Raw genomic sequence first — 19,071 nt, 5'->3', positions numbered from 1 at the left:
CAGCTCGCCGCGGACAGCACCACACTCATCTGATGCCAGCGGTCGGGAATGGCATGGCAAAACGCATGAACGGCCGAGGCCGGATTCGGCAGGAACCGATCTCCGACGACGCATAGCACCCCGGACGTACCGAGCGAGACGAAACCGTCGCCCGGCTCCGTCGCACCGATGCCGATGGCGCTCGTCGCGTTGTCGCCGCCACCGGCCGCAACGACGATCTCGTTCGAGGCAAGCCCCCATTCATGCGCGAGTTCGCGCCGCAGCACGCCGGACGGGGCGCTGCCCTCAGCCAAGCGGGGCATTTGCGCGCGTTTCATATCGCATGCGTCGAGCAGTTCGTCGGACCAGTCGCGCCGTGCGACATCGAGCCAGAGCGTCCCAGCGGCGTCCGATGGATCCGAGACCTTGTCGCCCGTCATCATGAGGCGCAAATAGTCTTTCGGCAGCAGCACGGTAGCAGTACGGCGAAAGAGCTCGGGTTCGTGGCGCGCGACCCACAACAGCTTCGGCGCCGTAAAACCGGGCATGGCCAGGTTCCCGGCGATTTCATGCAGCCGCGGCGCGCGCGCGGTCAGCGCTTCACATTCGTCGACGCTGCGCATGTCGTTCCAGAGAATCGCGGGGCGCAGCACGCGGTCCTGCTCGTCGAGCAAGACGGCGCCATGCATCTGACCGGAGAGTCCGATGCCGCGCACCTGCGAAAACGCTTCGCGGTGCGACTCGCGCAGCTTCGCGAGCGCAATGCAGGTGCCTTCCCACCAGTCGGCGGGGTTCTGCTCGGACCAGCGCGGATGCGGCCGCGAGACGGAAAACGGCGAGCCGGCCGTGCCGAGCACGTGCCCGTTCGGGTCCAGCAGCAAGACCTTCACTTCGGACGTGCCGAGATCGATGCCGAGATACATGGCTGTGAGCCCTTCAGATTCGGAGTCGAAAAGCGCGATGCGCTACTTTAGCCGGGCGCAATGATGCACTGCAATGGGGGTGAGCCCTGCCGACATCGATTCAGCGAGAGGCGAGCCAGCCGTCGACACGTTCGAGCGCGCTTCGCAACGCGGCCAGGAGGGGCGGAGTGTCGGCCAGCCCACCCCACAGGAGCCGGGATGCGCAAAAAGCGGCCAGTGGATCGGGCGCGTCGAACATGCCGCGCGCGGCGGCCTCGTCCATCACGCCATCCTGATAGGTATAGGGCAACGCGCCTTGGCGCCAGCGATCGAGAAAGCGGAAAAAGAGCGCGGGCAGGACCGCCGTGGCGTTGGGCTCGGCGCCGCGCGCAAAGGATTCAGACAGCGTCGGCGCGATGAAGCCTGGAATCTTCGAAAAGCCATCGGCGGCCACGCGTTGATTCGTGTCCTGGATATACGGGTTGCCGAAGCGGTCGAGCACGACGTCGCGATAGCGGGCGAGATCGAGCGGACTCGGCGTGAGACAGGGGATCACGTCCTCGGTCACATAGTCGTACGCGAACCGGCGGATTCGCGCGTCGTGCGTGCCTTCATGAATGAACGTCAGCCCCGCGAGCGTGCCGGCCCATGCGATGCAGCTGTGGCTCGCGTTCAGGATGCGGATTTTCGCTTCCTCGTAGGGCAGCACCGATTCGACGAGTTCCGCACCGACGCGCTCCCATGCCGGACGCCCGGCGCAAAAGCGATCTTCGATGACCCACTGGATGAAGGCCTCGCCCATGACGGGACAGGCGTCGTCGACACCGGTCGCCGCCTTCACGCGTTCGCGAACTTCGGGTGTGGGGCGCGGGGTGATGCGATCCACCATCGAATTGGGGCAGGACGTGTTGGCCTCGAACCACTCGGCGAGCGCGGTGCGGCCGCTCAACTCGAGAAACGAGCGCATGCCCGCTTCGAACCTCTCGCCATTGCTGCGCAGGTTGTCGCAGCTTTGCAGTGTGACGGGGCCGGCATTGCGGGATTGGCGGGCTTCGAGAATGGCAGCGAGCGCACCGTAGATCGTGGTTCGCCCGCCGCGCAGATCGGCGGCGAGGTCCGCATTGGCCGTATCGAGCCGGTCGTGTTCGTCGAGGTAATAGCCGCCCTCGGTCACCGTGAACGAGACGATCTTGCATGCCGGATCGGCACCCGCTTCGATGAGCGCCTCGAGCCCGGGCGACCACGGCAGCACGCGGCCGATCGAGCCGACCGTTTCGTAGGCGCGCTCGCCTTGCGGCGTGACGGTCTCGAGCGTATAGCGCCCGTGTTGCGCCGCCAGCGCGTCGAGCACGGCATTCATGTCGCCGCGGATATTGCCGACCGTGAGCGACCACTGAGGCTCGCCCGGCGCGCTGGCCTGCTGCAGCCGATGCAGATACCACGCCTGATGGGCGCGGTGAAACGATCCCGCGCCGAGGTGGACGATTACATTTGAAGCGCCGCGCTGCGCATTGTCCATCGCTTGTCTCCGATCCAGTCAGATATGACCCCAATCGCCGATTCAATGCGATGGGTCGATCTTTTGTTCTGCAGATGAGCGAATGATCGGTTTGCGCGGAGTGAAAGTCAAGATCGGCGTCGCGCGAGCAGACTCGCCAGATAGACGAGTGCGGCGAGGGCGGTGATCCAGAAGCTCGTGGGCCAATCGGTATAGAACGCGAGCGTCACGCCGAGCCACGCCTGTGCCAGCGCAAACGCCGCGGCGAGTGCGATCCCGCTGCGAAGGCGCGTCGAGATGTTCTGCGCCGCGGCGGCAGGGCCGACCATCAGCGTGAAGACGAGCAACACGCCGACGATCTGCGTACAGGCGGCCACGGCGAGCGCGGCGATCGTCAGGAACAGCATCGATACGACGCGCAGCGAGACTCCCTTCGCTTCGGCGAGCTCGGGTTGCAGCGTCGCAAAAACGAGCGGGCGCATGATTGCGCCGAGCGCGACGAGGCTCGCCACCGCGATGCCGGCCAGTATGGCGAGCGTCGTATGCGTGACGCCGAGCACGTTGCCGAACAGCAGTGCCGTGATTTGCGTGGCGTACGCCGTGAAGAAGTGCAGGAACAGCAGTCCGCAGCCAAGCGAAAGCGAGAGCACGACGCCGATGGCGACATCGCGTCCGGCCAGCCGCTCGCCGAGCGCGCCCATCGAAAGCCCCGCGGCCAGCGTGAACGCAATCATCCCCCAGAGCGGCGAGACGCCGATCAGCGCGGCGCCCGTCGCGCCCGTGAAGCCGACGTGCGACAGGGCATGCCCCGCGAATGTCTGCTCGCGCATGACGAGGAAGTAGCCGACGATCCCGGCCAGCACCGCAACGATGCCCGATGCCGCGAACGCGTTGACCATGAAGTCGTATTCAAACATCGTGCGTATGCCCGTGAGAATGGACGTGGCCGTGCCCGTTGCCGGCTCCCGGCTCGCCCTCGTGCGCGTGATCGTGTTTTTCGATTTCGACGTCGCCTGACATGACGAAAATGCGGCCGTTCACGCGCATGACGTCGATCGGCGAGCCATAGAGCCGGGACAGCACCGGCCGAGTGATGACTTCGTCGACGGTGCCGAGCGCAGCGGAACCGTTGCCGAGATACAGCACGCGATCGAGCGCGCTCAACAGCGGGTTCAGCTCGTGTGCGGAAAAGAGCACAGTGATGCCCAGCTCGCGCTGCACGCGGCGCACGAGTTCCACCACGCCGCGTTGATGGCTCGGATCGAGGCTGATGAGCGGCTCGTCGAGCAGCAGCAGGCGCGGCTGGCCGAGCAGGCATTGCGCCAGCAAAAGCCGCTGCCGCTCGCCACCCGAGAGCTCGGACAGGGGGCGCTCGGCCAACGCGTGGCCGTCCACGAGATCCAGGACCCGCTCGACTTCGGCGCGCGTGGCCGCATCGGTACGCGGCAGGCCCCAACGATGTCCGTCCGCCGCCATGGCGATGAAGTCGCGCCCGCGCAGCCGCCGGCCGGCAAGCGCGCTGCGCACTTGCGGCATGTAGCCGATGCCCGGGTTGCCGCGGGCGATCGGCTCGCCCGCGATGCGGATCGTTCCGTGCGCGAGCGGGACCAGCCCGAGAATCGCGCGCAGCAGTGTGGTTTTGCCCGCGCCATTGGGGCCGAGCACGCCGACGAATTCCCCCGCGCCAACGGAAAGATCGGTATCGGCAAGGATCGTGCGCCCGCCCAGCGCGATCGTGACGCGCTCGAGTTCGAGTGCGCAGCCGCGGGCCGACGCCATTGCCGTTGCCATTGCCTCGATCATGGTTGTTTCGCGTCGAGCGCAGCCTCGAGCGCGCCGAGTTGAGCGAGCATCCATTGCTGGAAGGTCTTGCCCGCCGGTTGCGTTTCCGTGACGCTCACCGTCGGCACGCCCGAGTGCTTCGCGAGCTGGAGCATCCTTTTGGTCAGCGCTTCCGTTGCCTGGCTGTTGTAGATCAGCACGCGGACTTTCCGCTCGCGCAGATCGCGCTCGAACGTCGCGATGTCGCTGGCGCTCGGTTCCGTGTCGTTCATGGCGGCCAACTGAAAGCGCATGTTGCGCATATCGAGGCCTATCGCGTCCGACAGATAGCCGAACACGGGCTCCGTTGCGGTCACCGGCGTGCCGCGATAGCGCTCGCGCAACTGGGCGACCTTCTGGTCGATCGGCTTCAGCGCATCGATGACGGCCGACAGATGCCGGTCGTAGTCGGCCTTGTGCGTCGGGTCGGCCGTAACCAGTGCCGCCTCGATCTTGCGGGCGACGGCCGGCATCGTCTGCGGGGCGTACCAGAGGTGCGGGTTGTCGCCGCTCTTCTTGCCGACGAGTTCGGCCGCGACGATGGTCGTGCGCTGGCCGCCCTTGGACGCGGCGAGCAGTTTTTCCATCCACGGATCGTACGCGGCGCCGTTGTAGACGACGATCGCGGCGTGCTGCAGCGCCCGCGCCGTCTTCGGGCTGGCCTCGAACAGATGCGGATCCTGATCGGGATTGCTGAGAATGCTCGTCACGTCGACATGCTCGCCGCCGATTTGCCTCGCGATATCGCCATAGAAATTCTCGGCCGCCACAATGTTGACTTTGACGTCGCCGGCCGCGAACGCGGCTGCGCTCATCGACAACGCGGCGAACCCCGCCGCGACGGCTTTCGCGATGGCGACGGTCCGGCTATTGCGGCCGATGCGCCGAATCCTGGCAATCGAATTCATCAATATTTTTCCTTGGTATCGACGTTACGAAGAGCGCGGCGGCGCGGACCGGCCCTGCGCCTTGCATTCGCCGCACAGTCCGCTCAACTCGACGACTTGCTTGTGGACTTCGAACCCGTGCGCAGGCGGCGTCGCGGACAGGCGCTCGGCGAGCTCGTCGCCGGGAATCTCGACGGTTTCGCCGCAACGCTCGCAAATCAGGAATTGGCTCTGATGCGGTTTGCCGACTTCGCAGCAGGCGACGAACGCATTGCGCGATTCGATTCGATGCACGAAGCCGTGCTCGACGAGAAAGTCGAGTGCGCGATAGACCGTGGTGGGCGGCACCCGTCCGCGCTCGGGTTCGAGCGCCGCGAGGAGGTCGTAGGCGCCGATCGGCTTGCCCGCACCCGCAACGAGTGCATAGACCTGCCGACGCAGCGGAGTCAGCGCGAGGCCGTTCTCGGCCGCGAACGCATCGGCGCGCGCGAGTCGATCGGCGACGGAATGGGAGTGAGCGGCAGCGGACATGACGTCGGTCCCGATTGAGTATGGGTGACATGATATAACATATCATCCGCTCAGCCGGAAAACCGCTTCGCTACGCGGGGGTATCGGCAAGGCGCCGCGGCAGCAACGGCGCTTCCTCGTTTCAAAGCACGGTGCGCACGTGCCAAAGCTCGGGGAAAAGCACGACGTCGAGCATCTTGCGGAGATACGGGGCGCCCGCTGTGCCGCCGGTACCTTGCTTATAGCCGATGATGCGCTCCACCGTCGTGACGTGACGAAAGCGCCACTGGCGAAATGCGTCCTCGAGATCGACGAGTTCCTCGGCCATCTCGTAGAGCTCCCAGTGCTGCGACGGGTTGCGATAGACCTCGAGCCATGCCGCTTCGACCGAAGCGTCGTAGGCGGTGGGCGAGGTCCAGTCGCGCTCGAGCCGCTCGGGTGCGATCGCGAAGCCGCGTCGCGCAAGCAGCTTGACCACTTCGTCGTAAAACGAGGGGGCCTCGAGCGCCGCGCGCACGGCCGCCAGGATGTCCGGCCGATGCTCGTGCGGCTTGAGCATCTGCGCGTTCTTGTTGCCGAGCATGAATTCGATTTGCCGGTATTGATACGACTGAAAGCCCGACGACCGGCCGAGATACGGGCGCATGGCGGTGTATTCGGACGGTGTCATCGTGGCCAGAACATTCCACGCCTGAACGAGCTGTTCGAGAATGCGCGACACGCGCGCGAGCATCTTGAAGGCGGGCGGCAGGGCGTCGCCCTTCACGCAATCGAGCGCCGCGTGCAGCTCGTACAGCGCGAGCTTCATCCAGAGTTCGCTCGTCTGATGCTGAATGATGAACAGCATCTCGTTGTGGTCGGGCGACAGCGGATGCTGCGCGGACAGCAGCGATTCCAGCGACAAGTAATCGCCATAGCTCATCGATTGTGAAAAATCGAGCTTGGCGTCATGCCAGCCTTCGCCGTTGCGCGCGCTTGCGCTGCCGGCTTTCGCGGTACCGGCGCCGGATACGTCCGGCAACTCGGGCAGCTCCATGTAATCGGTCATGTCGAATTCCTCTCCATCCTTTGCAATGCGGCCGATCGTCGATCCGCACCGCACCGGCGAACATCGGTTCAAGTCACGGTATGGCGCGCGGCGAATTCGGGCGCCCGCCACGTTTGGCGCTCGAGAATGTCGCGCAGGGTTTCGACGGCATCCCAGACGTCGACGAAGCGCGTATAGAGCGGTGTGAACCCGAAGCGCAGCACGGACGGTTCGCGATAGTCGCCGATCACGCCGCGCGCGATGAGCGCTTGCATCACTTCATAGCCGTGCCGATGTTCGAAACTCACGTGCGAGCCGCGCTGCGCATGCGCGCGCGGCGTGACGAGCGAAAGCGCCTGGCCCGCGCAGCGCGATTCGACAAGCGCGATGAATTGATCGGTGAGGGCGAGCGACTTGCGGCGCACGGCGTGCATGTCCGTCTCGAGAAAAACGTCGAGCCCACTCTCGACGAGCGCCATCGAAACGATGGGCTGCGTGCCGCAAAGGAACCGTCCGATGCCGTCGTCGGGCGTATAACGCGGGTCCATCGCGAACGGGGCGCGATGTCCCCACCATCCGGAGAGCGGCTGCGAGAGCCGCGCCTGATGGCGCTTGGGCACCCACGCGAAAGCGGGCGAACCCGGGCCGCCGTTCAGATACTTGTACGTGCAGCCGACCGCGAAATCGGCATTGGCGCCGTGCAGATCGACGGGCACCGCGCCGGCCGAATGCGCGAGGTCCCAGAGCGCGAGCGCGCCGGCACGATGAGCGATCTCCGTCATTGCGCCCATGTCGTGCATAAGGCCCGTGCGATAGTTGACGTGCGTGAGCATGACGACGGCCGTTTCGCCGTCGATCGCGGCGGGCAGATCCGCGGGGTCGTCGACGAGCCGCAGCGTGTAGCCGCGATCGAGTTGTTCGATGAGCCCCTGTGCGATATAGAGATCGGTCGGGAAATTCGCGCGCTCGGAGACGATCACGCGGCGGCTCGCATCGCGCGCGTCGGCTTCGCGTAACGCCGCCGAGAGCAGTTTGAACAGATTGATCGAGATCGTGTCGGTCACGACGGTCTCGCCCGCCGCGGCGCCAACGAGTGGCGCGAGTTTATCCCCGAGCCTGCGCGGCAACGCGAACCAGCCTGCGCCGTTCCAACTGCGTATGAGCCCGCCGCGCCATTCATCGTCGATGACCGCGCGTGCGCGCGCCGCCGCGGCGACAGGCGGCACGCCGAGCGAATTGCCGTCGAGATAGATCGTCTGCGCGTCGAGCGCGAAACGGCTGCGCAGGTGCGCGAGAGGGTCGCTGCGGTCTAGCGCGAGCGCTTCGTCACGGGTTTTCATGATGTATGGGCGGCAGGAAACGAACGGGTCGGAAGGCGGATCGATCGATAGACTTTAGCCGCGCTTGTCGGGCAACGCGCGCAAGACCGCGCGCACGGGGCTTGCGTCGAGCGTCGTCAATTTGAGCGGCAGCGCGATCAGTTCGTAATCGCCGGGCTCGATCGCGTCCAGCACGAGCCCTTCGAGAATCGCCATTCCGTGGGCGCGCACGCGTCCATGAGCGTCCATCGTTTTGGATGTCTGAGGGTCGAGCGACGGCGTATCGATACCGATCAGCATCACGCCGCTTTGCGCGAGCAGATCGAGCGTCTCCGGCGCCACAGCGCAAAACGCATCGTCCCATGCGTCGACAGGTGCCCGCTCGTAAGTTCGCAGCAGCACGCGCGGGGGCGTGCCGTCGAGTTGCGCCGCCAGATGCGCCGGCGTCACGAGCGGCGCGGCGCCTATGCAATGGATCACCCGGCAAGTGCCGAGGTATGGCGCAAGGCCAACCGCCCCGATCGGGGCGCCGTGAGCGTCGTAGTGCAGCGGCGCGTCCGCGTGCGCGCCCGTATGCGGTGAGAGGGTCATCCGTGCGACATTGACCGGCGAACCCGCGTCCATTTTCCAGACGCGTTCAATCGTGACCGGCGTATCGCCCGGCCAGACCGGTGTGTGTGCTTCGACGGGCGGCGAAATATCCCAGAGCCTGCGATTGTCCATTTTGGCGGGTGGTGAATAAGAACGGATGCTTCGATGATAAGCGCCCAGGCGCGCAAGGTGCTTGCGAAATCATCGCGCCAAGCGCGCTAGACTAGAAGATAATTCGATATAAGCATCGAAATGGGGGCAAAAATGAACGCGATCTCGCTCGACGCCACGGATTGCCGCATTCTGAGTGTGCTGCAAAACGAGGGCCGCATCAGCAATCTCGATCTCGCGGAAAGAATTTCGCTATCGCCGTCAGCGTGTTTGCGCCGGTTGCGTTTGTTGGAGGAGCAGGGCGTCATCGAGCGTTACCGGGCGTGTCTGAACCGCGAGGCGCTCGGGCTCGAGCTCGAGGCATTCGTGCAGGTTTCGATGCGCAACGATCAGGAGAACTGGCATGAGCGCTTCGCCACGGCCGTGCGCGAGTGGCCCGAAGTGGTTGCGGCCTTCGTCGTGACGGGCGAGAGCCATTATCTGCTGCGCGTGCTCGCGCATAGCCTCAAGCATTACTCCGATTTCGTGCTTTCGAAGCTCTACAAGGCGCCCGGCGTGATGGATATCCGGTCGAACATCGTCCTTCAAACGCTCAAGGAAGACTCCGGCGTGCCGGTGACGCTGACGCCGACGCCGACGCCGCCGCACTGAGCGAGGTCGCTGCCGCGGAGCGGTCATTATTCACGCCGATATCAGACCCTCGCCGAGGTTTGAAGGCGTTGTCGCGCCGTGTTTCAACGCGGCTTCAATCCGTGGAATGCACCGCCGTGGAAAACGAGCGGGGCCATGCTTTCGGCGTCCGGATGGACGCCGCAGCGCTCGACTTCTCCCACGAAAATCACGTGGTCCCCTTCGTCGTAGCGGCTGCGGTTATGGCATTCGAACCATGCGAGCGCGCCGTCGAGCACGGGCATGCCCGTGCCGCCCGCCGCGTGCGACACACCCGCGAACCGGTCGCCCTTGACCGTGGCAAAGCGCTGACAGAGATCGTATTGCGTTTCCGATAGCACGTTGACCACGTAATGGCTATTGCTGCGAAACACCGGCATCGATGCGGACCGGGTCGCGAGACTCCAGAGCACGAGGGGCGGATCGAGCGATACCGAATTGAACGAACTCGCCGTGATACCGATCAACTGGCCGGAGGGGGCGCGGGTGGTGATGACGGTGACGCCCGTGGCGAACTGTCCAAGCGCGCGGCGGAACATTCCCGAATCGAAGTCGGGTGGGCTCGCATGCTTCATCGGCGTGACTCCCGGCGGCGGGATCGTGGACGAGCTTGTGGCGTGGACAGGCGGGGAAGGAACAGCTGGAGTGAAGAGTCGAAGGTCATGGTGCGAAAAGGCGAATAGGCGAAATTCTAATGGAATCCGGACATTTCGCCGCGCATTCGGGTCAGCCGGGGGCTCGAGCGCTCCGCCGCACATAAAACGCACTAAGCTTTTAGAATCCGTTTGTGAGCGAATACACCGAAGCGCATACGCTCGTCGACAGGGAGACAGTCATGACTGAGCCGATGGAAACCGCTACGTTGGGCGGAGGTTGTTTCTGGTGTCTGGAAGCGGTTTATGTCGATCTCGACGGCGTCGTTTCCGTCGAATCGGGGTATGCGGGCGGCAACGTCCCGCGTCCGAGCTACGAGCAGGTGTGCGACGGCGGGACCGGCCACGCCGAAGTGGTCAAGGTTCAATTCGACCCCAGGAAGATCAGCTACCGCGAGATCCTCCAGGTATTTTTTTCGATCCACGATCCGACGCAGCTCAACAGACAGGGCAACGACGTGGGGACGCAATATCGATCGATCATCTTCACGCACTCCGATACGCAACGCGACATTGCGCGGGAGGTCATGGACGAACTCGAGCAGGAGCACGTGTATGACAAACCGATCGTGACCGAAGTCCGCTCCCTCGACGACAATTATTGGCCCGCCGAGGCCTATCACCAGAATTACTTTGCGCAACATCCCGAGCAGGGGTACTGCGCGTTCGTCGTGGCCCCGAAAGTGGCCAAGTTCCGGGCCAAGTTCGCCAGCTGGACACGCTCCGGCGCTTGACGGCAACGGCTTGGAGGTGCGAACGATTCGTGCCGGTGCTGACGCCGTCGTCAGCGCTCGCTCTGCTCGACGCCCGCGTTCCCACCAGTCCTTTCTTCGCGCAGTCGCTCGCAAGCCGCTGCTATCTCTCGAGCAAGCGCAGCGCACGAAAGCGGGGCGGAGCCCTCCGCCTTGTTGTTGACGATGATGAGTACCGGCTGGCCGGCCAACGCATAACGCGCGGCCAGCTCCGCGAGCGAATGCCGCGTGGCGGGGTCTTCGTCGACGAGTCGATTGAACGGCTCGTACTTTGCCTTCGCCTGCTCGTATTTGAATCCGCTGTGCAGGCTCCAGCGAACGACGAGCGGGCCGGCTGGCTCGTCGCCGTCCATGAGGGCGAGGGCCGCGGCCTGGCGCAACGCCTCGGGCATGCGCGCGTGCAGCCCGACGCAATAACGCACACCGCGCTCGCGCAGCATGCGGATGAGCCGCGGCGTCAACAGGCACGCATCGCGTATCTCGAGCGCGTAGCAAGGGCCCGGTGCTTCATCGGTACCGCTGGGTAGCGGCGGCAACGCGGCAAAGAAGGCGGCGAGCCGTTCGACCCATGCCGCCGGCTCGGCGAGCATGCGTTCGGGCATGGGCGAAAACTGAAAAACAAGCACGCCGGCTTTGGCGCCAAGGCCGGCCAGGCACGGCTCAACGAATTCGCGAGCGGCCAGGCCCGCATCGAGAAAGCAGGGATTGTCGGCGACGGGCTCGCCGCGTTCGCCCCGCACCGTCGCATCCGTCACCGATGCCGGTGCCTTGACGATGAAACGAAAATCGTCGGCTACTTGCTGCGCGTAACGCAGATAGTCGGCGATGGAAAGCGGCGCGTAAAACGATCGATCGAGGCTGACCGTGCGTAGCAGCGGATGGATGCCGTAGGCGGCGAGCCCGTCGCGGGAGAGCTTCGAATCGCTGTAGGCTTCGCCGTAGACGATGCCTTCCCAGCCCGGAAACGACCACGAGGATGTTCCGAGGCGAATCTGCGGCGGCAAGCTGCCAGCCAGCTCGCCGAGCTCGGGCGGGAGCGCGGCCGGCAGCACGGCCCGCGCGCGGCGCCCGCCCTTGGAGGGAGTCGCGGCGCCGGCGCGAGCCGGTTCGGTATGGTCAGGCTCCCCCGAGGTTCGCGGCGCGCCGTCGGGCGCCGGCAGTGCACCAAAGAGATCGAATTGTGGGTCTTCTTTGCTATCGTCCATCGATGGCCGCAACGGGCGCGGTACTCGTACGCGTTTCTCCAAGCGGCCGATCGTACATGTAGCGGCGGGACCACGGCAACGTCTGCGCGCTGCGTCCGGCTCGGCGGCAGACGATTTGATAGATCGATACGTCGTCGTGCTCGAACGCATAGGCGCAGCCGGCGAGATAGAGCCGCCAGATGCGGAATTTCTCGTCATCGACGAGCTTGCGCGCTTCGTCCGCGTAGGTCTCGAAATTTTCGGTCCAGATGTTGAGCGTGCGTGCGTAGTGCCGGCGCAGGCTTTCGATATCGACGGCTTCGAGGCCGCCGCGCTGCAGCGATTCGAGCGCGAGGCTGATATGAGGCAACTCGCCGTCGGGGAACACGTAGCGATCGATGAATTCGCCGCCCCCGAGTGCGGTTTCGCCGCTATCGTAGTCCGTCGACGTAATGCCGTGATTCATGGCGATGCCGTCTTCGGCGAGCAACTCCCGAACCTTCGCGAAATACGTCGGAAGATTCTTGCGCCCGACGTGCTCGAACATCCCGACGCTCGTCACGCGATCGAACTGTCCCGGGATGTCGCGGTAGTCCTGCAGACGAATTTCGATGCGATCGACGAGGCCCGCCGCTTTGACCCGTTCCGTCGCCAGATCGAACTGGTTTTGCGACAGCGTCACGCCGACGCACTTCGCGCCGAACTTGCTGGCCGCGCGCAGCACGAGCGCCCCCCATCCGCAGCCGATGTCGAGCAACCGCTGCCCTGGCTGCAATTGAATCTTGGTGAGGATATGGTCGATCTTCTTCAACTGTGCCGTGGCGAGATCCTCGTCGCCGTTTTCGAAGTAGGCACACGAATAGACCATGTTCTCGTCGAGCCAGAGCTGATAGAACGCGTTCGAAACGTCGTAATGATATTGAATGGCCTTTTTGTCCGACGATTTCGTGTGATTGAAATAGCGCCGCACGCGAGCGAGCTTACTGGCGCCCGTAATGGTGTTTTTTGCGAGCGAATAGCCGATCGAAATGATGTCCGAGAGTTTGCCCTCGATATCGATCTTGCCCTTCACATACGCTTCGCCGAGGTTATCGAGACTCGGTTCGAGCAGGAGCGGCAATGCCGAGGCGTGGTTCACCTTCAGCGTAACTTGCGGCGCGGCGAAACTGCCGAAGTCGTGCTGCTGCCCATCCCAAAGAACGAGGCGCGCGGGCAGATTCGTCGTCGCCCGCACGTCTTCCACCCACTGCGCCAGCTTCTTTTCCCAGAACATGCGAGATTCTCCGTGTCCGTTGAAATGAATAGCAAAGCTAAGCAAAACAACCATGTCCGGCGCTCGGAGCATCGGCATGGTCTGGACTTCGAAAACACTCCGTTTCAATCTTCTGTCATGGCGACAGGCGTGAGATCTGCCAGCTCGCGTCGGCATTGCGCGTGTACACAATGCGGTCGTGCAAACGAGACGGTCGACCTTGCCAGAATTCCATCCTCGCCGGCACGACGCGGTAGCCTCCCCACTGCGGCGGGCGCGGGGGATTGTCGCCGAATCGCTCGGCAAACGCTTGTTCACGCTCCTCGAGCACTGTCCGGCCGGCGATTTCGCGGCTTTGCTCGGAGGCCCATGCACCGATGCGCGATCCGAGCGGGCGCGACGCGAAATAGGCATCGCTCTCCTGCGCGCTCGTTTTCTCGATCGTGCCTTCGATGCGCACCTGACGCTCGAGCTCGATCCAGTAAAAAAGCAGACTTGCCCGCGGATTGATCGCCAGATCGTGGCCCTTGCGGCTTTCGTAATTGGTGAAAAAGACGAAGCCTCGCTCGTCGGCACCCTTCACAAGCACGATACGGGCCGACGGCTGCCCCTGCTCGTCCACGGTGGCAAGCGTCATCGCGTTCGGCTCGGGCACCTGGGCGTCGAGGGCCTGTTGGAACCAGAGCTGGAACTGGCGGATCGGATCGGGCTCGACATCGTGTTCGTCGAGCGATCCGCGCGCGTATTCGTTGCGAAGTTCAGCAAGAGTGATCATCTTCTTATGTGACCGCTTCAGTCGACTCAAGTATAGCCAAGGCCGAAAAAACGTGCGCGACCGTGCTCGTGTCGTCTGTTCGAAGCAACGGCCGGGGCACGCTATCGGGCACAATAGACCCCTCGAGCGCAGTCTTTCTCCGTAATTTCGACCGCGGTTTTCACGCAGCTTTCACTTTACGCATCATGTCCGCCACTCAGGGAACGAGCCCAGATCTTATCCATCCCCCGCGCACCGAGCATGATCTCGATCATGCGGACCGTGCACGGCGCTTCGGCGGGGTGGGGCGGCTCTACGGCGCTCCCGCCCTGGCCGCATTCGAGCGGGCGCATGTGGCCGTCATCGGGATCGGCGGCGTGGGCTCGTGGGTGGCGGAGGCGCTTGCGCGCAGCGCGATCGGCACGCTTACGCTGGTCGATCTCGATAACGTGGCCGAGAGCAACACGAACCGCCAGATCCATGCACTCGACGGCAATTTCGGCAAGCCGAAAGTCGAGGCGATGGCCGAACGCATCCGCCTCATCGACCGGGCTTGCGACGTGCGCCTCGTCGAGGACTTCGCCGAACCGGACAACTTCGAGACGCTCTTCGGCGGCAGGCTCGATTACATCGTCGATGCCATCGACAGCGTGCGCACCAAGACGGCGCTCATCGCCTGGTGCGTGGCCCGCGGACAACCGCTCATCACCGTGGGCGGCGCGGGCGGCCAGCTCGATCCGACGCGCATTCGCATCGACGATCTCGCGTCGACGGTTCAAGATCCGCTGCTCTCGAAAGTGCGCGCGCAATTGCGCAAGCACCACGGTTTCCCGCGCGGACCGAAGGCGAAGTTCAAGGTCAGTGCCGTCTATTCGGACGAGCCGCTCATCTATCCCGAGGCGGCGGTATGCGACATGGACGATGTCGCCCAGCATCTGGAAGCGTCGCCCGGGCATGCGGGGCCGATCGGCCTGAATTGTGCCGGATTCGGCTCGAGCGTGTGCGTGACCGCGAGCTTCGGTTTTGCGGCGGCCGCGCACGTGCTGGCGGCGCTTGCGAAGGCCGCTGGATAGGCAAAGCGGCGGCGGCTGCCAAAGGGCGTTCCCGCGCCGCGCCGCCGCAGCGCCTTTCGTTAATGGAGGGCCGCGCTGAGCTTACGCCGCCATTCGGCCACGAGCTCGGGCTGGTGCGCAGCGAGATCGAAGACCGAGAGCATCGTCTTGCGTCCGATGTCGTCGCGGAACGTCCGGTCCCGCTTGACGATCTCGAGCAAGTGCGCGAGCGCCCCACCGTAATCCCGCCGCGCGATCAGCGCGCTCGCGAGGTCGAAGCGGGCTTCGAGATCGCCCGGATTCGTCGCGATGCGCGCCTCCAGTGCATCGGTCGGCGGCAGCTCGGCTGCCGCGTCGAGCGCGTCCAGCCGCGTTTTCACCGTGTTATACCGCACGTCGATGCCTTGCTTCGTCTTGTCCGAAAGGCGCTCGACTTCGGTACGCGCCTCGTCGATGCGCTCGTCGTCGAGCAGTACCTGGATCAAGTCCAGCCGGGCAGAGTCGTTGCCGGGCTCGAGTGCCAGTGCGGTTTGCAGGTGATCGATCGCCACGTCGCGCTGACCGTTGCTCAGCGCCGCGAGCGCGCGCTTATGCTCGGTTTGCGCCGCATTGGGCACGAGCCGATCGAGAAATGCGCGCAACTGACTTTCGGGCAATACGCCGATGAATTGGTCGACAGGCTGACCATCGGCGAATGCCACGACATGCGGAATGCTGCGCACTTGAAAGTGGGCCGCCAGTTGCGGGTTTTCGTCGACGTTGACCTGCACGAGGCGCCATTTGCCGGCGTAGTCCTGCTCGAGCTTTTCGAGCAGCGGGCCGAGCGTCTTGCACGGACCGCACCACGGCGCCCAAAAATCGACGAGGACCGGGACGAGCTTGGACGCCTCGATCACATCCTGTTCGAAAGTGGCCAAAGTGGTGTTCATCGCATCCTCGTTTGCAGTGGACCTGCGGCTCAGATTGGGACCGGGCCCCCGCATTTCAACCCTGCGCCCACCGCCTCACCGGTGCGGGCGCTCGGGAAGCGGGATCCACTCCGTCTCGCCTTCGATGCGGCCCATCGTCTGCTCGCTCCATGCGCGCTTGGCGGCCTCGATCTTTTCGCGCGAGCTGGCCACGAAGTTCCATTCGATGAAACGCTCGCCCGTCAGTTTCGCGCCGCCAAGCAGCATCGCGGTAGCCCCGCCGGTGCTGGCAAGCGTCGCCGTCTCGCCGGGGCTCAGCACCGCCATATGGCCCAGCGGCAGCGGCATGCCGTCGATCGCGAGGTCGCCGTCGACGAGATAGACGCCGCGCTCGTCGTGCTCGGCGTCGAGCGCCAGTGCGCTTGCGGGCGCGAAGCGCGCCGCCGCGTACAGCGTGGGGGAGAACGTGCGCACGGGCGAGCGCGCGCCGAAGGCAGAGCCCGCGATCACATCGAGCGTGACGCCGCCGCGCTCGATACGCGGCAGTGTCGCGGCCGCGTGATGCTCGAATGCAGGCTCGATCGTTTCATGCTCGAGCGGCAGCGCCACCCAGGTCTGAATACCGTGCATGCGCGGTCCGCGGGCTCGCTCCTCGGGCGGGGTCCGCTCGGAGTGGACGATGCCGCGTCCCGCCGTCATCCAGTTGACGTCGCCCGGCACGATCGTCTGCACGGAACCGATGCTGTCGCGATGAACGATGGCGCCTTCGAACAGGTAGGTCACCGTCGCAAGACCGATATGCGGGTGGGGGCGCACATCGAGGCCCGCGCCGGGCGCAAGCGCGGCAGGGCCCATGTGATCGAAGAAGATGAAGGGACCCACGAGCCGCGCGGCGAGCGCGGGCAGCACGCGCCGCACGGCGAAACCGCCGATGTCGCGCTGCGAAGGCTTGAGGACCGCTCTGACCGACTCGGGCAGCGGTGACGATTCCGGTACAGGCGACATGGCAGGCTCCGTGGCGACACGCCGTTGCGCGACGACGTCATTGTACCGGGGCGTCTGTGTCGACTGTGTCGATCAGGTCATGCGGCTCTTGGCGAGCGGCGGATTGGCCGCGAAATAGCGTTTGATGCCTTTCAGGATCGCGCTCGCCATTTGATTGCGATAGTTCTCGTCGTTCAGGCGCGCTTCTTCCTCGGGATTGCTGATGAAAGCCGTTTCGACGAGGATCGAGGGGATATCGGGCGCCTTCAGTACCGCGAAGCCGGCTTGCTCGACAGCACCCTTGTGCAGCTTGTTGATGTCGCCGATTTCGCGCAGCACGAAGGACCCATAGCGCAGCGAATCGCGGATCTGCGCCGTGGTCGACATATCGAACAGCGCGCGATTCACGGTTTCGTCCGCTGTCTTGACGTTGATCCCGCCGATCAGATCGGACGCGTTTTCCTTGTTCGCCATCCAGCGTGCCGCCGCGCTCGAGGCGCCGTGCTCCGAGAGCGCGAACACGGACGAGCCGCGCGCCGCCGGGGTCGTGAATGCGTCGGCGTGGATGGAGACGAAAAGATCCGCGCTGACGCGCCGTGCTTTTTGCACGCGAACGTTCAGGGGCACGAAAAAGTCCGCATCGCGCGTCATCATCGCGCGCATGTTGGGCTGCGCGTCGATCAGCGCGCGCAGCTTCTTCGCGACGTCGAGTGCAATGTGTTTTTCGTAGGTGCCCGCGCTGCCGATCGCGCCTGGGTCTTCGCCGCCATGGCCCGGGTCGATGGCGACGGTCAGCAGCCGAACCGTGCGTCCGGGTTTCGGCGTCGAAAACGGGTAGGCTTCGTCCCCCAATCCGTCATCGCCATTGCGCGCAAGCGCGCTGTCCGAGCCATCGCCAGTCGCCTGGCCGCCGCTGGCTTCCTTGCCGCTCTTGCCGTGAGTGAAGCTGCCCGGCTTGCGCCCGGACGGTGCGTTACCGCTGCCGGCATGTCCTTCCGGCGGCAGGTTCTGGGCGTAGCGCTCGAAGAACGCATCGCTGTTGTCGCCGGGCGCGGGCGGCGCGCTGGGCCCCCCGAGCGGCGCCGGCGCGAGCGGCTCGTTGCCGGGCTGGTTTTCGCCGAGTTGCTTTTCCTTGCGCTCCGTCTGCGCGAGCAGGTCCATGAGCGGATCGGGAGCGACGGTCGGGTACAGGTCGAGCACGAGCCGGTAGCGATAGGTCCCGACGGGCGGCAGCGAAAAGACTTGCGGTTTGACCGAGCCCTTGAGGTCGAACACGAGCCGCACGACGTGGGGCTGAAACTGGCCGACGCGTACCGAGCGGATCTGCGGATCGTTCGGTGCGATCTTCGAGACGAGATCGCGCAACGCCTGATCGAGATCGAGCCCCGAGAGATCGACGACGAGCCGGTCCGGCCCCTGCAGCAGTTGCTGCGTGTTTTGCAGCGGCTGGTCCGATTCGATCGTCACGCGCGTGTAATCGCGCGCCGGCCAGACGCGCACGCCGAGCACCGAGCTCGCAAGCGCGTTCACCGGCGCGAGCAATGGCGCAGCGAGCCCGAGGAGCAGCGTCGAGGCGCCGGCGCGCAGCACCTTGCGCCGGCGCCAGCTCGGCGCCGCCGTGGCGGCCGATTCGATCGAATGGAACGGCTTGATCAACATCTTTCTAGACATGCTTTTCCTGATTCGCTGTAGGCGCGCGCATCGAGCCGACGGCGCTCGCCCTCGGTTTCGAGCGCGAAGACCAGATCGGGCACGCCCAACAACTCGCCGGCCTTTTCCGGCCATTCGACGAGGCAGACCGCACCCGAATCGAAATACTCGCGAAAGCCGGCGTCGGCCCATTCGGCCGGGTCGGCAAACCGATAAAGATCGAAGTGATAGACGTCGAACTGGCCCCCCTCGCGCGGCAGCGCATACGGTTCGACGAGTGTGTAGGTGGGACTCCGCACGCGGCCCCGGTGTCCGAGCCCTGCAAGGGTGGCACGCACGAGCGTCGTTTTGCCGGCGCCGAGATCGCCGAGCAGTTGCACCTGCAGGCCCTCGAATGCAGGCCTGACGCGCACCGCTTCGATCGCCGTAGCAAAACGTGCGCCGAATGCTTCGGTGGCGGCGAGGTTCTCGAGCGCGAAAGTGCGCTCGAGCAGGACGCTCGCGGGCGGATGAAGCGACGAATCGGGCGCCACGGGCATTCTCGTAAAATAGCGTGATGAACGATGCA

The 19,071-nt window shown here is 64.8% G+C and carries 20 protein-coding genes; 3 read left to right on the top strand and 17 right to left on the bottom strand.

What is annotated here, in order from left to right:
- From xylB to kynB, 9 genes are all read right to left on the bottom strand, one after another.
- The coding region (xylB, locus tag ACO1XS_RS02990; RefSeq protein ID WP_486389981.1) for a xylulokinase at positions 1-902 on the bottom strand (902 nt) is incomplete at its 3' end.
- A gap of 100 nt (positions 903-1,002) precedes the next feature.
- On the bottom strand, positions 1,003-2,400 hold the full coding sequence (dalD, locus tag ACO1XS_RS02985; protein WP_331568090.1) for a D-arabinitol 4-dehydrogenase: 1,398 nt from the start codon (positions 2,398-2,400) through the stop codon (positions 1,003-1,005).
- Positions 2,401-2,507: 107 nt separating this feature from the next.
- A complete protein-coding gene (locus tag ACO1XS_RS02980; RefSeq protein ID WP_331568089.1) occupies positions 2,508-3,296 on the bottom strand; it encodes a metal ABC transporter permease in 789 nt (262 codons plus the stop codon).
- A complete protein-coding gene (locus ACO1XS_RS02975; protein WP_486389980.1) occupies positions 3,289-4,182 on the bottom strand; it encodes an ABC transporter ATP-binding protein in 894 nt (297 codons plus the stop codon). Before ACO1XS_RS02975 ends, ACO1XS_RS02980 begins: the two co-directional genes overlap by 8 nt.
- Positions 4,179-5,108, bottom strand: a complete 930-nt coding sequence (locus ACO1XS_RS02970; protein WP_331568087.1) for a metal ABC transporter solute-binding protein — start codon at positions 5,106-5,108, stop codon at positions 4,179-4,181. Before ACO1XS_RS02970 ends, ACO1XS_RS02975 begins: the two co-directional genes overlap by 4 nt.
- Before the next feature lie 24 nt (positions 5,109-5,132).
- Positions 5,133-5,618 carry a Fur family transcriptional regulator gene (locus ACO1XS_RS02965; RefSeq protein WP_331568086.1) on the bottom strand — a complete coding sequence of 162 codons (486 nt, stop codon included), beginning with the start codon at positions 5,616-5,618 and terminating at the stop codon, positions 5,133-5,135.
- A 121-nt stretch (positions 5,619-5,739) separates the two neighbouring features.
- Entirely contained in the window at positions 5,740-6,645 is a 906-nt protein-coding gene (kynA, locus tag ACO1XS_RS02960; RefSeq protein ID WP_486389979.1) for a tryptophan 2,3-dioxygenase, read from the bottom strand.
- 68 nt (positions 6,646-6,713) lie between these two features.
- Entirely contained in the window at positions 6,714-7,964 is a 1,251-nt protein-coding gene (gene kynU, locus ACO1XS_RS02955; protein ID WP_486389978.1) for a kynureninase, read from the bottom strand.
- A 54-nt stretch (positions 7,965-8,018) separates the two neighbouring features.
- Entirely contained in the window at positions 8,019-8,666 is a 648-nt protein-coding gene (gene kynB / locus ACO1XS_RS02950) for an arylformamidase (protein WP_331568083.1), read from the bottom strand.
- Positions 8,667-8,798: 132 nt separating this feature from the next.
- Between kynB and ACO1XS_RS02945 the strand changes: the two genes are divergently transcribed.
- Positions 8,799-9,296: an Lrp/AsnC family transcriptional regulator gene (locus ACO1XS_RS02945; RefSeq protein WP_331568082.1), complete on the top strand. Its 498-nt coding sequence runs from the start codon at positions 8,799-8,801 to the stop codon at positions 9,294-9,296.
- 83 nt (positions 9,297-9,379) lie between these two features.
- Here ACO1XS_RS02945 and ACO1XS_RS02940 read toward each other — a convergent pair whose 3' ends face one another.
- A complete protein-coding gene (locus tag ACO1XS_RS02940; protein ID WP_173257317.1) occupies positions 9,380-9,889 on the bottom strand; it encodes a flavin reductase family protein in 510 nt (169 codons plus the stop codon).
- A gap of 260 nt (positions 9,890-10,149) precedes the next feature.
- Between ACO1XS_RS02940 and msrA the strand changes: the two genes are divergently transcribed.
- Positions 10,150-10,701, top strand: coding sequence for a peptide-methionine (S)-S-oxide reductase MsrA (gene msrA, locus ACO1XS_RS02935; RefSeq protein ID WP_331568107.1), 552 nt, complete (start codon positions 10,150-10,152; stop codon positions 10,699-10,701).
- A gap of 50 nt (positions 10,702-10,751) precedes the next feature.
- On the opposite strand, the gene ACO1XS_RS02930 is transcribed toward msrA, so the two are convergent.
- The 3 genes from ACO1XS_RS02930 to pdxH form a co-directional block, all read right to left on the bottom strand.
- Complete coding sequence (locus ACO1XS_RS02930) at positions 10,752-11,966, bottom strand: DUF72 domain-containing protein (RefSeq protein ID WP_486389977.1); 1,215 nt, start codon at positions 11,964-11,966, stop codon at positions 10,752-10,754.
- Positions 11,914-13,176, bottom strand: a complete 1,263-nt coding sequence (locus ACO1XS_RS02925; protein ID WP_331568080.1) for a cyclopropane-fatty-acyl-phospholipid synthase family protein — start codon at positions 13,174-13,176, stop codon at positions 11,914-11,916. The genes ACO1XS_RS02930 and ACO1XS_RS02925 overlap by 53 nt, the downstream gene beginning before the upstream one ends.
- A gap of 115 nt (positions 13,177-13,291) precedes the next feature.
- Positions 13,292-13,930, bottom strand: a complete 639-nt coding sequence (pdxH, locus tag ACO1XS_RS02920; RefSeq protein WP_331568079.1) for a pyridoxamine 5'-phosphate oxidase — start codon at positions 13,928-13,930, stop codon at positions 13,292-13,294.
- A 218-nt stretch (positions 13,931-14,148) separates the two neighbouring features.
- Between pdxH and ACO1XS_RS02915 the strand changes: the two genes are divergently transcribed.
- The gene (locus ACO1XS_RS02915; protein ID WP_414720187.1) at positions 14,149-14,982 is read left to right on the top strand and encodes a tRNA threonylcarbamoyladenosine dehydratase; all 834 of its coding nucleotides are present in this window, start codon (positions 14,149-14,151) and stop codon (positions 14,980-14,982) included.
- 59 nt (positions 14,983-15,041) lie between these two features.
- On the opposite strand, the gene trxA is transcribed toward ACO1XS_RS02915, so the two are convergent.
- From trxA to tsaE, 4 genes are all read right to left on the bottom strand, one after another.
- Positions 15,042-15,890 (bottom strand): thioredoxin, encoded by an 849-nt coding sequence (trxA, locus tag ACO1XS_RS02910; protein ID WP_331568077.1) that lies wholly within the window; start codon positions 15,888-15,890, stop codon positions 15,042-15,044.
- A 75-nt stretch (positions 15,891-15,965) separates the two neighbouring features.
- On the bottom strand, positions 15,966-16,874 hold the full coding sequence (locus tag ACO1XS_RS02905; RefSeq protein WP_414720185.1) for a pirin family protein: 909 nt from the start codon (positions 16,872-16,874) through the stop codon (positions 15,966-15,968).
- A 72-nt stretch (positions 16,875-16,946) separates the two neighbouring features.
- On the bottom strand, positions 16,947-18,524 hold the full coding sequence (locus ACO1XS_RS02900) for an N-acetylmuramoyl-L-alanine amidase (protein WP_486389976.1): 1,578 nt from the start codon (positions 18,522-18,524) through the stop codon (positions 16,947-16,949).
- On the bottom strand, positions 18,506-19,042 hold the full coding sequence (gene tsaE, locus ACO1XS_RS02895; protein ID WP_331568105.1) for a tRNA (adenosine(37)-N6)-threonylcarbamoyltransferase complex ATPase subunit type 1 TsaE: 537 nt from the start codon (positions 19,040-19,042) through the stop codon (positions 18,506-18,508). The genes ACO1XS_RS02900 and tsaE overlap by 19 nt, the downstream gene beginning before the upstream one ends.
- Positions 19,043-19,071 lie beyond the last annotated feature (29 nt).

It is taken from the genome of Trinickia sp., assembly GCF_057351765.1.
The sequence above is the reverse complement of the archived record's forward strand: the minus strand, read 5'-3'. Positions and strand labels throughout refer to the sequence as shown.